The organism is Pseudomonas sp. JAI111, assembly GCF_024809425.1.
Taxonomy (GTDB): Bacteria; Pseudomonadota; Gammaproteobacteria; order Pseudomonadales; family Pseudomonadaceae; genus Aquipseudomonas.
The window spans coordinates 458,746-472,656 of record NZ_JANUCB010000003.1 but is presented as its reverse complement, the minus strand read 5'-3'; the positions used below and the strand labels follow the sequence as shown (position 1 = coordinate 472,656).

General features: G+C 60.6%; 10 protein-coding genes. 7 read left to right on the top strand and 3 right to left on the bottom strand.

Annotation, left to right across the window (positions count from 1 at the left end; translation table 11 throughout):
• The first annotated feature begins 28 nt into the window (after positions 1–28).
• The 4 genes from alr (at position 29) to HNR03_RS13075 (ending at position 4,432) form a co-directional block, all read left to right on the top strand.
• Positions 29–1,102 (top strand): alanine racemase, encoded by a 1,074-nt coding sequence (alr, locus tag HNR03_RS13090; protein ID WP_259154021.1) that lies wholly within the window; start codon positions 29–31, stop codon positions 1,100–1,102.
• Between the two features lie 128 nt (positions 1,103–1,230).
• The gene (locus HNR03_RS13085) at positions 1,231–1,779 is read left to right on the top strand and encodes a cupin domain-containing protein (RefSeq protein WP_007947433.1); all 549 of its coding nucleotides are present in this window, start codon (positions 1,231–1,233) and stop codon (positions 1,777–1,779) included.
• Between the two features lie 182 nt (positions 1,780–1,961).
• The gene (locus HNR03_RS13080) at positions 1,962–2,375 is read left to right on the top strand and encodes a cytochrome c5 family protein (RefSeq protein ID WP_259154168.1); all 414 of its coding nucleotides are present in this window, start codon (positions 1,962–1,964) and stop codon (positions 2,373–2,375) included.
• Between the two features lie 134 nt (positions 2,376–2,509).
• Entirely contained in the window at positions 2,510–4,432 is a 1,923-nt protein-coding gene (locus HNR03_RS13075; RefSeq protein WP_259154019.1) for an acetyl-CoA hydrolase/transferase C-terminal domain-containing protein, read from the top strand.
• A 129-nt stretch (positions 4,433–4,561) separates the two neighbouring features.
• On the opposite strand, the gene HNR03_RS13070 is transcribed toward HNR03_RS13075, so the two are convergent.
• The gene (locus HNR03_RS13070; RefSeq protein ID WP_007934646.1) at positions 4,562–5,134 is read right to left on the bottom strand and encodes a xanthine phosphoribosyltransferase; all 573 of its coding nucleotides are present in this window, start codon (positions 5,132–5,134) and stop codon (positions 4,562–4,564) included.
• A 56-nt stretch (positions 5,135–5,190) separates the two neighbouring features.
• Positions 5,191–7,200 carry a DNA helicase Rep gene (gene rep / locus HNR03_RS13065; RefSeq protein ID WP_208670888.1) on the bottom strand — a complete coding sequence of 670 codons (2,010 nt, stop codon included), beginning with the start codon at positions 7,198–7,200 and terminating at the stop codon, positions 5,191–5,193.
• A gap of 262 nt (positions 7,201–7,462) precedes the next feature.
• Here rep and HNR03_RS13060 point away from each other — a divergent pair, with 262 nt between their 5' ends.
• Positions 7,463–9,136, top strand: coding sequence for a bifunctional diguanylate cyclase/phosphodiesterase (locus HNR03_RS13060; protein ID WP_259154015.1), 1,674 nt, complete (start codon positions 7,463–7,465; stop codon positions 9,134–9,136).
• Positions 9,137–9,244: 108 nt separating this feature from the next.
• Here the strand turns inward: HNR03_RS13060 and HNR03_RS13055 are convergent, their stop codons facing one another.
• On the bottom strand, positions 9,245–10,639 hold the full coding sequence (locus HNR03_RS13055; protein WP_259154013.1) for a NorM family multidrug efflux MATE transporter: 1,395 nt from the start codon (positions 10,637–10,639) through the stop codon (positions 9,245–9,247).
• 178 nt (positions 10,640–10,817) lie between these two features.
• On the opposite strand from HNR03_RS13055, the gene HNR03_RS13050 reads away from it, so the two are divergent.
• Together HNR03_RS13050 and HNR03_RS13045 are read left to right on the top strand one after the other, a co-directional pair.
• Positions 10,818–11,738: a LysR substrate-binding domain-containing protein gene (locus HNR03_RS13050; protein WP_259154012.1), complete on the top strand. Its 921-nt coding sequence runs from the start codon at positions 10,818–10,820 to the stop codon at positions 11,736–11,738.
• 180 nt (positions 11,739–11,918) lie between these two features.
• The gene (locus tag HNR03_RS13045; protein ID WP_259154008.1) at positions 11,919–13,895 is read left to right on the top strand and encodes a methyl-accepting chemotaxis protein; all 1,977 of its coding nucleotides are present in this window, start codon (positions 11,919–11,921) and stop codon (positions 13,893–13,895) included.
• Positions 13,896–13,911: the final 16 nt, after the last annotated feature.

The window sequence follows — 13,911 nt, the reverse complement described above, 5'->3', positions numbered from 1 at the left end:
TCCCATGACCGCCTAGAAGTCTGCCGCCATGCGTCCAGCCCGTGCCCTGATCGACCTTCAAGCCCTGCGTCACAACTACCAGATCGCCCGTGAAATCACCGGGGCCAAGGCCCTCGCGGTGATCAAGGCCGATGCCTACGGCCATGGCGCGGTGCGTTGCGCCCAGGCGCTGGAAGCCGAGGCGGACGGATTCGCCGTGGCGTGTATCGAAGAGGCGTTAGAGCTGCGTGCCGCCGGTATTCGTGCGCCGGTATTGTTGCTCGAAGGTTTTTTCGAAGCCGATGAATTGTCGCTGATCGTCGAGCATGATTTCTGGTGCGTAGTGCATTCGTTGTGGCAGCTCGAAGCCATCGAGAAGGCCGCGCTGAGCAAGCCGATCACGGTCTGGCTCAAGCTGGATTCGGGCATGCACCGCGTGGGGCTGCACCCAAAGGATTATCAGGCGGCCTATCAACGGCTGCTGGCCAGCGGCAAGGTAGCGAAGATTGTGCTGATGAGCCACTTCGCCCGGGCCGACGAGCTGCACGATCAGGCCAGCGTCGAGCAAGTCGCGGTGTTCGAAGCGGCGCGTAAAGGCTTGTCGGCCGAGATCAGTCTGCGCAACTCGCCAGCGGTCCTGGGTTGGCCGCAGATTCCGAGCGACTGGGTTCGTCCCGGCATCATGCTCTACGGCGCGACGCCGTTCGAGGAAGCCAACGCCGTGGCATCGCGCCTGCAGCCGGTGATGACGCTGGAATCGAAAGTGATCTGCGTGCGGGAACTGCCGGCCGGTGAACCGATTGGTTACGGTGCTAAATTCATTACGCCAAAGCCGATGCGCGTCGGCGTGGTGGCCATGGGTTACGCCGATGGTTATCCGCGGCAGGCGCCGACCGGCACGCCGGTGTTGGTCGCCGGGCAACGCAGTCAGTTGATCGGCCGGGTGTCGATGGACATGCTCTGCATCGATCTGACCGATGTACCGCAGGCCGGTCTGGGCTCGACTGTCGAGTTGTGGGGCAAAAACATCCTCGCCAGTGATGTCGCGGTGGCCGCCGGGACGATTCCTTACCAGATCTTCTGCAACCTGCGCCGGGTGCCAATGCTCTATTCCGAGGGTTAAGGCCAAACGCCGCGAACCGGAAGTCGCCTCGCTGAACAGGATTCAGGTCCAAGTGTTGTAAATACTGAACGCTCTCGCCATGATAACGCTCAATATTCAAACAACCTGAATCCCTGGAGGCGCTAGCATTGGACGTCGGTGAACGACTGCAATCCATCCGTAAGCTCAAAGGACTTTCCCAGCGTGAGCTCGCCAAGCGCGCGGGTGTGACCAACAGCACGATTTCGATGATCGAGAAGAACAGCGTCAGTCCCTCGATCAGTTCGCTGAGGAAAGTCCTGGGCGGGATTCCCATGTCCATGGTCGAGTTCTTTTCCGAAGAAATCCTGCAGGAAAAACCGACGCAGATCGTCTACAAGGCCAACGAGCTGATCGATATTTCCGATGGCGCAGTGACCATGAAACTGGTCGGCCGGGCTCATCCGAGCCGGGCTATCGCATTCCTCAATGAAATCTACCCGCCTGGCGCCGACACCGGTGACGAGATGCTCACCCATGAGGGCGAGGAGACCGGGATTTTGGTAGAAGGGCGACTGGAATTGGTGGTCGGGCTCGAAACTTTTGTGCTCGAAGCCGGCGACAGCTACTACTTTGAAAGTACCAAGCCACACCGTTTCCGTAATCCGTTCGATGCGCCGGCGCGACTAATCAGCGCAGCCACGCCAGCCAATTTCTAAGGGAAGAGGCGTCCTGCCAGTATGGCGGCGGCACCCGAAGTGTTTTTCCGCCGCGTCACAAGACCCCTTCGACTTTGGGGTTGTTTCAGTGCGGCGGGCTTACCGTTATACTTGCGCCCGCCTGCGAACCGTGGCCGTGGGCGTGACTAGCCACCATTGAGGGTGAACGCGTGAATCTAATTATGAAAATGCTGGCTGCACCAGCAACCGTATTGGCCCTATGGGCTGTCAGCGCTCAAGCTGCGACGAACGACGATATTGCCAAGCGCCTTGAACCAGTCGGCCAGGTCTGTGTGACGGGTCAAGAGTGCAAAGGGATGGAAGTGGCTGCCTCTGCTGGCGGCGGCGGTGCCAAGACCCCTGATGAAGTGATTGCAAAACATTGCAACGCTTGCCACGGCACCGGCCTGTTGGGCTCGCCGAAAATCGGCGACGCTGCGGCCTGGAAAGAGCGTGCGGATCACCAAGGCGGCCTCGACGGCATCCTGGCCAAAGCCATTACCGGTATCAACTCGATGCCGCCTAAAGGCACCTGCGCCGATTGCTCCGACGCCGAGCTCAAAGGCGCCATCCAGAAGATGTCCGGCCTGAAATAAGCCTGCCTCCTCAACAAAAAGCCGCTAAGAGCGGCTTTTTTGTGCCCGCGATTTAGCCTCGCAGGCTATTCATTGCAGCAAAGACACGGCAAGCTCGGTCCAACCCCAATTCACGGAATGTAAGGGAAGATCAGATGGTGCAGCTGTGTTCTATCGAGCAAGCGGTCGATGATGTGTTGGCTCGGTTGCCGGCGCATATCCACATGGGTCTGCCACTCGGTCTGGGTAAACCCAACCATTTCGTCAATGCGCTGTTCCAGCGCGTCGCGCAATTGCCCGAGCGGCAGCTGACGATCTACACCGCCCTGTGCCTGGGTCGTCCTGCCTTGGGCGACGGTTTGCAAAAGCGCTTTCTCGAACCCTTCATCGAGCGGGTGTTTGGCGACTATCCGGAACTGGATTTCCTCGCGGGACTGCAGCACGACAGCCTGCCGAGCAACATTCATGTGCATCAATTTTTCATGCAACCGGGCAGCCTTCTGCATAGCGCCTCAGCCCAACAGGATTACGTCAGCAGCAACTACAGTCATGCTGCGCGGGACATCAATGCCGCCGGTTTGAACCTGGTGGCGCAGTTGGTGGCCAGCCATGGCGAGCATCCCGATCGCCTGAGTCTGAGCTGCAACCCGGACATCACCCTCGACCTGTTTCCGATGATCGCCAAACGGCGGGCAGCGGGGGAGACGATCCTGCTGGTCGGCCAGGTGCACAATGACTTGCCCTATATGCCCGGGGATGCGGAAGTCGGCATCGACGCTTTCGACTTGCTGATCGACGAGAAGGACAGCAGCACGTTGTTCTCGACGCCGAACATGCCGGTCGGGTTCCAGGATCACTTCATCGGCTTGCACGCCAGCACCCTGGTGCGCGATGGCGGCACGTTGCAGATCGGCATTGGCTCCATGGGCGATGCCCTGACCGCCGCCTTGTTGGCGCGGCAGGCTGACAATGACGGTTACAAAGCCTTGCTGGCAGATATCAATCTCAGCCAGTGGGCGCAATTGATAGACCGCGAAGGCGGTGTCGAGCCCTTCGTCAAAGGCCTCTACGGTTGCAGCGAAATGTTCGTCAACGGTTTGCTGGTGTTGGCCGACGCCGGGATCGTGCGGCGCAAGGTCTACCCGGATGTGCCGACCCAGCAACAGGCGAATGCCGGCACCCTGGACGAAGCCGCGCAAAACGACGGCATTTCGGTGCACGGCGGGTTCTTCCTCGGGCCGCGCAGTTACTACGAGCGCTTGCGCGAACTGCCGCAAAACAAGCGGCTCGAATTCAACATGACCCGCATCAGCTACATCAACGAGCTCTACGGTCAGGAAGAGCTCAAACGCTTGCAGCGCCTCGATGCGCGCTTCATCAACTCCGCGTTCACCGTGACCCTGCTCGGCGCGGGCGTGGCTGATCAACTGGAAGACGGGCGGGTGCTCAGCGGGGTTGGCGGACAATACAACTTCGTCGCCCAGGGCCATGCGCTGGAAGGCGCGCGTTCGGTTTTGATCCTGCGCAGCTGGCGCGAGTCGGGGGGTGAAGTCAGTTCGAATATCGTCTGGGAATACGGCCACTGCACGATCCCTCGGCATTTACGCGACATCGTGGTGACCGAGTACGGCATCGCCGATTTACGCGGCAAGACCGACGCGGCGGTGATCGAGGCATTGCTCAACATCAGCGACTCTCGCTTTCAGCCGGGATTGATCGAGCAGGCGCAGAGCGTTGGCAAGTTGCCGAAGAATTTCCGTATCGATCCACGTTTTGCCGACAACAGCCCGCAGCGTTTGCAGGCGATTCAGGCACGGCACCCGAACCTGTTTCCGGAATATCCGCTGGGGTGCGATTTCACTGAGGTGGAGCGGGATCTGTTGCGGGCGCTGAACTGGCTGAAGAGCAAATTCAAGCTGACGGAGATTCTGGAACTGGGCAAGGCAGCGCTGGATGCGCCAGAACCTGCGGCGTTTCCCGAGCATCTGGAGCGGATGCAGCTGACCAATCCGGAAGGCTTGAAAGAGGACTTGTTTCAGCGACTGTTGCTCACCGGCCTGAAGGCCACCACGCAATAACAGCCAACACAAAACAACTGTGGGAGCCAGCCTGCTGGCGATGGCTATCTTTCAGTCATGAAGGTTTTGACTGACACGACGCCATCGCCAGCAGGCTGGCTCCCACAGGGGAAATGCGGTTGCTGCTGGTTATTCGATGAAGGTAACCACGCCATCCTTCAGCGACTGAACGCGAGCCAGCGATTCAACGCGATAACCCTGCGCATCCAGTTCCGCACGGCCGCCCTGGAACGATTTCTCGATCACGATCCCCAAACCGGCAACGGTGGCGCCAGCCTGTTTGATGATCGAGATCAGCGCTTGCGATGCCTTACCGTTGGCCAGGAAGTCATCGATGATCAGCACGCGGTCGCTGCTGGTCAGGTGGCGCGGGGAGATGGCCACGGTGCTTTCGGTCTGCTTGGTGAACGAGTAGACGGTCGCCGACAGCAGGTTTTCGGTCAGGGTCAGGGATTGATGCTTACGCGCAAAAATCACCGGGACGCCCAGGTTCAGGCCGGTCATGATCGCCGGGGCAATGCCCGAGGCTTCGATGGTGACGATCTTGGTGATCCCCGAGTCCTTGAACAGCGTGGCGAATTCGTCGCCGATCAGCTTCATCAGGGCCGGATCAATCTGGTGGTTCAAAAAGGCGTCGACTTTCAGGACCTGGTCGGAAAGCACGATGCCTTCTTCGCGAATTTTCTTGTGCAGTGCTTCCATGAAGCTTTCCTCAAAGGACGGCGGTGCGTCCAAGGCTGGTTAAAAAGTAGTCGATTCTAGCGCTTTAACATCGCGCGTATATCCGCCAATGCGGTATTGCCACGAACGGCCTTGACCTCGACGGGCGTGTCGTCGGTGCCTTCCCAGGCCAGATCGTCCGGCGGCAACTCATCGAGGAAGCGGCTCGGCGCGCAATCGATGATCTCGCCGTATTGCTTGCGCTTGGCGGCGAAGGTGAAGGCCAGGGTCTGACGTGCCCGGGTAATCCCGACGTAGGCCAGCCGGCGTTCCTCTTCGATGGTGTCGGCTTCGATGCTGGAGCGGTGCGGGAGGATTTCCTCTTCCATGCCCATGATGAACACGTACGGGAATTCCAGGCCCTTGGACGCGTGCAAGGTCATCATCTGCACACCTTCGGCGCCGTCTTCCTCTTCCTGCTGACGTTCCAGCATGTCGCGCAGCACCAGTTTGCCGATGGCGTCTTCGACGGTCATCTCGCCTTCTTCGTCCTTCTCCAGCGTGTTCTTCAACGCTTCGATCAGGAACCAGACGTTGCCCATGCGGTAATCGGCGGCCTTGTCGCTGGAGCTGTTGGTGCGCAGCCAGTTCTCGTAGTCGATGTCCATGACCATGCTGCGCAGCGCCGAGATCGGGTCTTCGCCGGCGCACTGTTCGCGTACCTTGTCCATGAAACGCTTGAAGCGCGACAGGCGATCGGTGAAGCGCGCATCCAGGTGTTCGCCCAGGCCGATTTCGTCGGTGGCGGCGTACATCGAGATCTTGCGTTCGGTGGCGTAGTTGCCCAGTTTTTCCAGCGTGGTCGAACCGATTTCCCGGCGCGGAACGTTGATCACTCGCAGGAAGGCGTTGTCGTCATCCGGGTTCACGATCAGGCGGAAGTAGGCCATCAGGTCTTTTACTTCCTGGCGACCGAAAAAGCTGTTGCCGCCGGACAGTCGATACGGAATCTGGTGGTGTTGCAGCTTCAGCTCGATCAGCTTGGCCTGGTAGTTACCGCGATACAGGATCGCGAAATCGCTGTACGGCCGGTCCGTGCGCAAGTGCAGGGTCAGCAGTTCCACGGCCACGCGCTCGGCTTCGGCGTCTTCGTTGCGGCAGCGGATCACGCGGATCTCGTCGCCGTGGCCCATTTCGCTCCACAGCTGCTTTTCGAATTCGTGCGGGTTGTTGGAGATCAGCACGTTGGCGCAGCGCAGGATGCGGCTGGTGGAGCGATAGTTCTGCTCCAGCATGACCACTTTCAGGGACGGATAGTCGTCCTTGAGCAACATCAGGTTTTCCGGCCGCGCCCCACGCCAGGCGTAGATCGACTGGTCATCGTCGCCCACCACGGTGAACTGGTTACGCGTGCCGATCAGCAACTTCACCAGCAAATACTGGCTGGCGTTTGTGTCCTGGTATTCGTCCACCAGCAGGTAGCGGACTTTGTTCTGCCACTTTTCGAGAATGTCGGCGTGTTCCTGGAACAGCTTCACCGGCAGCAGGATCAGGTCGTCGAAGTCCACCGCGTTGAACGCCTTGAGCGTGCGCTGATAGTGGGTGTAGACGATGGCGGCGGTCTGCTCCTTGGGGTTGCGTGCGTTTTCCAGGGCTTCGGCCGGCAGGATCAGGTCGTTTTTCCACGAGCCGATCATGTTCTTGATCTCGTCGACGCCGTCGTCGCCGGCATATTCCTTCTGCATGATGTCGGTCATGAGAGCTTTGACGTCGGTCTCGTCGAAGATCGAGAAGCCCGGTTTGTAGCCCAGCCGCACGTGTTCCTTGCGGATGATGTTCAGGCCCAGGTTGTGGAAGGTGCACACGGTCAAGCCACGGCCTTCGCCGCCCTTGAGCAGGGTGCCGACCCGTTCCTTCATCTCGCGCGCGGCCTTGTTGGTGAAGGTCATGGCGACGATGTACTGGGCGCGAATGCCGCAGTTCTGGATCAAGTGCGCAATTTTGCGAGTGATCACGCTGGTCTTGCCGGAGCCTGCACCGGCGAGCACCAAAAGAGGGCCGCCGACGTAGCTCACGGCTTCTTGCTGCCGGGGATTGAGTCGGGACATGCGTAGTCAGGGAGTCATTTGTGAAATGGGCCGGCATTTTAACAGGCTCAGCGAATTGTGCTGCTCTCTCCGACTTGTGACGTACTGCGCTATCTCTATTTGCCGGTTTTGATACTTTCAAGCAGGATGCGCGGTGAATATGCGGCTAATGTTCGTATTCCAGACACAAAGCCTCGCTTGAAAACTGATGTCATTTGGTCATTGGTTGGCGGCGCGGCATAATGCCTGCCGCCTACATCTTTGCAGAGTCTAGGGAGCTAGCTTGTCTACGCCTGTCGAACCCTTGCGTTTGCTGCTACTGGCCGAAGAGCCAGCGTGGGCAGCGTTGTTGCGCGAGTGTCTGGCTCCGATGGGGAGCTCGGCCGTGCTCATCAGCGCTCCGAGCTGGGACTCGGTCAGCAGTCTGTTCGATGACAACCGCGGTGCGGTGTTGTTGACGATTCCTGCCCTGCAGCCTGCGCCCGGCCGTTGCAACCTGCCGACGGTGTTGCTGCTCGAGCACGAACCGACGTCGCCGCCCGATGGCGTGAGCGACTGGCTGGTGCGCGATCATCTCGATCCCGGCATGCTGCGCCGTTGCCTGCGCCACGTGCGTGAGCGCGGTGTGCTGGAAAACACCTTGCAGCGTCTGGCCGAGCAAGACCCGCTCACCGGCATCGCCAACCGTCAGGGTTTCCAGACCTTGCTGGCAGCGCGTCTGGCGGAAAACGACGGCCGCGGCCTGGCCCTCGGGCACCTGGATCTCGACAACTTCCGTCACGCCAACGATGCCCTCGGCCATCAGGCCGGCGACCGGTTGATCCTGCAAGTGGTCGCGCGGCTGAAAAGTCAGCTTGAGGCCAGCGATCAACTGGCACGACTTGGCAGCGACGAATTCGCTCTGCTGATCGACACCCGTCGTGCGCCGCAACGCGCCGAATGGATGGCCGAACGCATCACCGAAGCCCTGGCCGAACCTTATTGGGTCGATGGCGAAAGCCTGTTGATCGGTTCCAGCCTGGGCATCGCCCATGCCCGGGCCCAGGCTGGCGCCGACCCTCTGATGTGGCACGCGCACATCGCCATGCAGCAAGCCAAAAGCACTCAGGGCTGCACCTTTCATATCTTCAATGAACGCATCAACCGTAATGCCCGCAGCATGGCCGATCTCGAAAGCGAGCTGCGCCGTGCCTTGCGTCGTGACGAACTGGAGCTGCATTACCAGCCACGCCTGAACCTTGAGGACGGCAAAATCGTCGGCCTCGAAGCGCTGGTGCGCTGGCGCCATGCCGAGCGTGGTTTGTTGGCCCCCAGCGAATTCGTGCCGCTGGCCGAGCAAAGCGGTTTGATCGTGCCGCTCGGTTACTGGGTGATTTCCCGCGCCCTGCGCGACATGCAGGCGCTGCGCGAGCGCGGGTTGCCGGCGTTGCACATGGCGATCAATCTGTCGTTCCGTCAGTTCCAGGACAGCCAATTGTTGTCGACCCTGAGCCGGCTGATTGCCGAGCGCGGCGTCGAGGCGCAATGGCTGGAGTTCGAGCTGACCGAAACCGCGGTGATGCGCCGCAGCGACCTGGTGAAGCAGACCATGGATGCGCTCGGGCGGCTGGGCGTGCGCTTTTCTCTGGATGACTTCGGCACCGGGTTCTCGTCCTTCGTGCACCTCAACAGCCTGCCGATTGCCCTGCTCAAGGTCGACAAGAGCTTCGTCGGCGGCATGGAAGAACGTGAAGAGAATCGCAAACTGGTGCACGCGATGATCAACCTGGCGCACAACCTCAATCTTGAAGTGGTCGCTGAAGGTGTGGAAACCACAGAACAACTGAATTTGCTGCGAGGGTTTGGTTGCGATCAGGTGCAGGGTTACCTGATCAGCAAGCCGCTGCCGCTGACGGAACTGGTTGAGTATTTGACGTTTGACAGCGACCAGCAGCCGGCGCTGGGCGTCGTGAGCTGAACCAAAACCCCTGTAGGAGTGAGCCTGCTCGCGATAGCGCAATATCAGTCAACATGAATGTTAACTGACACGGCCTCATCGCGAGCAGGCTCACTCCTACAGGGATCTTCATTCGGTCTGGGGGATCTCGAAACGCTGCGACGCAGGCTCGCGCCGAATCATCCGCTTCATCTTCCACTCGAACGCCAGCGTCAGACTCACCGCCGAGCACGCCAGGCCCAGCGCCAACCCCCACCAGACGCCCGTTGGCCCCCCGTTCAAATTGAACGCCATCCACCATGCGGCCGGTGCCCCGATCAGCCAATAGCAGCCGAGTCCGACCAGGAACGTGGTCTTGGCGTCCTTGAGCCCGCGAATGCAGCCCATGGCGATGGTTTGCGTACCGTCGAACAGCTCGAACCATGCGGCGACCGCCAGCAGGCTCACAGCGAGGTTGATGACGTCGCGAAATGCCGGGTCGTTGTGGTCCAGGAACAAGCCGATCAACTGATTGGGCAACAACCAGAATACCATCGCGAAGCCGAGCATCGACGCAGCCCCGAACGCAATCCCGACCCGACCCGCCAGCCGCGCACCCAGCAACTGCCCGGCGCCGTAATGCTTGCCGATGCGCATGGTGATCGCATAGGAAATCCCCGCCGGTACCATGAACGCCACGGAAACAATCTGCAGGGCGATCTGGTGCGCGGCCAGTTGCGTGCTGCCCATGGTGCCCATGCACAGCGCCGCGAACGCAAACAACCCGACTTCGACCGCGTAGGTGCCACCGATGGGCAGGCCGAGGCGCCACAGCTCTTTCAAGTACTGACGGTTAGGCCGCGACAGGCCCTGGCGCAGCGGATAAGCGTCGTAGGCTGGATGCCGACGGATGTGCAGCGCCAGCGCCACGGCCATCAGGTTGGCGACGATGGCCGTGACCAGACCGATGCCCATCAGGCCCAGTTTTGGCAGGCCGAACATCCCGGTGATCAACGCATAGTTGAGCAGAAAGTTGGCCACGGTGCCGCCCAGGCTGATGACCATCACCGGCGTCGCCCGGCCGATGGCGCTGGTGAATCCGCGCAGGGCCATGAAGCTCAGGTAGCCGGGCAGGGCGAACGGCAGGATCAGCAGGAACTGGCCGGCAGCGTGGACGTTGGTTTCGGTCTGGCCGAATAGCAGCAGCACTGGTTTGAGGTTCCACAGCAGCAACCCGGCCACCAGCGCCATCAGCCAGGCCAGCCACAACCCGGCCTGGGTCAGTCGCGCAGCACCGAGGATATCGCCGGCGCCCTGACGGATCGCCACCAGGGTGCCGACTGCGGCGATCACGCCGATGCAGAAGATCGACACAAACGAATACGTCGCCGCACCCAGGCCACCACCGGCCAGCGCTTCGGGACTCAGGCGCGCCATCATCAAGGTGTCGGTGAGGACCATCAGCATGTGCGCCAACTGCGAGGCAATCAGCGGCCCCGCCAGCCGCAGGATGGCCCAGAGTTCGGTACGTGCTGGATGCTGCATGATCATCACGCTCGACTATCGAAGAGAAAAAGGAAACCCCAAGGAAATCAGGAGAACGCTGATTCTCGGCGCTTCACGGGGATTGCACAAAGGGATAAAAAGGATGGGTGGCATGAGTCAAACTCATGCTGACAGGTTTCTGCTAACGTTGTGCAACTGCGCCTCAGGAGCTTTGCCGATGTCCCGTCGTCTTCCACCGTTGTATGCCTTGCGCGCATTTGAAGCGGCGGCGCGGCATAGCTCGTTTACCCGTGCGGCGGAAGAACTGTCGATCACCCAAAGTGCGGTCAGTCGGCATATTCGTACGCTCGAAGAGCATTTCGCCTGTCGTCTGTTTCACCGCAGCGGACGCAACCTGCAATTGACAGAGTCGGCGCGCCTGATCCTTCCCGGCATTCGTGACGGTTTTACCGCCCTGGAACGTGCCTGCAATACCTTGCGCGCCGAAGACGACATCCTGCGCATGAAAGCCCCGTCGACGCTGACCATGCGCTGGTTGCTGGCGCGGCTCAGCCGTTTTCGCCACTTGCAGCCGGGCAACGAGGTGCAACTGACCAGCGCCTGGATGGACATCGATTCGGTGGACTTCAATCAAGAACCGTTCGACTGCGCGGTGATCCTCAGCAACGGGCATTTCCCGCCGGACTGGGAGGCGACGTTGTTGTTTCCCGAGGAGCTGATTCCCGTGGGCGCGCCCAATCTGTTGAAGGATCAGCCGTGGGACGTTGCGCGTCTGGCCAGTACCGAACTGCTGCACCCGACGCCGGACCGCCGCGACTGGCGCACGTGGCTGGTGCGCATGGGCGTGGATGATCAGGTGTCGCTCAAGGGCGGGCAGGTCTTCGACACACTGGAGCTGGGCATGATCGCGGCAGCCCGGGGTTACGGTGTGTCCATGGGCGATTTGCTGATGGTGGCGGAAGATGTCGCGCAGGGTCGTCTGAGTTTGCCGTGGCCGACCGCCGTGGCCAGCGGTGAGAATTATTACCTGGTCTGGCCGAAAACCCGTCCGGGAGGTGAACGTTTGCGCCGCCTCAGCGATTTCCTGCTCGGGGAGGTCCGGGCCATGGATTTACCGGATGTCGATCACCTGAGCTGAATCGATAGAGCTCCAGTGGTAGCGGCCTTGAGCCATATCCTCGTTTTTTACTCAAGTATTCAGGTTTGCCGCCGAATATCTGCAGATGGAGCCTTCGTGCAGGTTCGTCGCAATTCCCTTTGAATATTGCCGAGTGTGCATCGTGATCAGGATTATCTGGTCGCTCGGCCAGGAGCTGTCATGTCTCAACCCCGTGCCCGGATCGCCTCACAGCTTGGTCTTGCGCTTGCCGTGATTCTGGCGATTGTCATCACTGGCAGTACCGTATTCGCCCTGCGTTCGCTGGACAGCGCCAACCTCGCCACCCGCGAGGAGCACCTGGCGAGCGAAGCCCGGTTGCTGGCCGACCAATTGAGCACCTTTCACGGCACGTTGCGTGAAAGCACCCAGCGCCTGGCCGGCCTGTTCGAGAAACGCTTCAGTGCGGGTCTGAGCTTGCACCCGGATGAGCCTTTGGCCGTGGCGGGTACGCAGGCACCGGGCTTGCACCTGGGCAGCGAAGTGTTGAACAACAACTTCAAGGAAGTCGACGAGTTCAAGCAAATGACGGCGGGCGTCGCGACAGTGTTCGTGCGCAGTGGCGAAGACTTTGTCCGGGTCAGTACCTCCCTGACCAAGCAGGATGGCAACCGGGCCATCGGCACCTTGCTGGATCACGCCAACCCGGCCTATGCGCGGTTGATGGCGGGCCAGAGCTACGTCGGTCGCGCCTTGCTCTTCGATCGCTCCTACATGACTCAGTACACCCCTGTACGCGACAGCAGCGGCAAGGTGATTGCCGTGTTGTTCGTAGGGTTCGATTACACCGATGCGCAGAACGCGCAGTTCGAAAACCTCAAACGCTTCCGCATCGGCCAGACCGGTTCCCTGGCGCTGCTGGATGAGCAGAACAAGTGGCTGGTGCCGATTGCGGGCGTGCAGGCGCTCGATAAAGCAGTCCCGGCCATCACCGGCCTGGCGAAAAAGCCGGGCAAGGGCGATTTCTGGAGCGACAAGTCCGAAGACTTCTACAGCGTGGCCGTGCCGTTCGACGGCGGCCCTTGGTCGGTGGTGGCGAGCATGCCAAAAACCGAAATCAGCGCCGTGACCTGGAGCGTTGGCATTCAACTGGCGATCGGCAGTTTGCTGGCGATGTTGATTGCCGTGGGTTCGGCGGTCTGGTTGCTGCGCAGCAAACTCGCGCCGCTGGGCGATCTGGTGCGCCAGGCCGAAGCGCTGGGCGCCGGTGATCTGAGCGTTCGCCTGAACGTGTCTAGCAATGACGAGATTGGTCAGCTGGCCCGCGCCTTCAACCAGATGAGCCAAGCGCTGTCGACGATGGTCGAGCACATCCGCAAGGCCTCCGGCGAGGTCAACAGCCGCGCTCAGGCGTTGTCCGGCTTGTCCGGCGGTGCGTATGAAGGGATGGAGCAACAGTCCGGCGAAATCACCAGCATGGCCGGTGCCGTGGAAGAGTTCAGTGCAACCTCGCTTAACATCGCCGACAACATGGGCAGCACCCAGCGCCTGGCCCAGGAAAACGCACAACAAACCCAGATCGGTCGCACGTCAATGGACGAAGCGTCCTCGTCTCTGGAGCAAATCGCTGGCGCCCTGAACAGCACCGCCACCGTGATCAACACCCTCGGTCAGCGCTCCCAGGAAATAGGCGGCATCGTCGGCGTGATTACCTCGATCGCCGAACAAACCAACCTGCTGGCGCTGAACGCGGCCATCGAAGCGGCGCGTGCCGGCGAGCAAGGTCGCGGCTTTGCGGTGGTGGCTGATGAGGTGCGCAACCTGGCGTCGCGCACTCGCCAGGCCACCGATGAAATTTCCGTGATGATTCATAGCATCCAGCAGGAAACCGGTAACGCGATCAGCACCATGGAGCAAGGCAACCTGTTAATGCAGGAAGGCCTGTCGCGTAACGCCAACGTGGCCTCGGCCCTGGCGCGCATCGACGAACAAAGCCGCTCGGCCGGCGAGCAATTCGCGGCGATCACCACGGCGACTCAGGAACAGAGCAGCACCGCGACCTTGCTCAGCAGCAACCTGCAAAGCATTGCGCTGGCCAACAGCGAGCAGCGTGAAGTGGTGTCGAACCTGGCCGTTACCGCTAAAGAGCTGGAGAAGCTGGCGGCGGACTTGCGTCAAGAGGTTGACCGGTTTCGTTGAGTAGCGGCTGAAATCG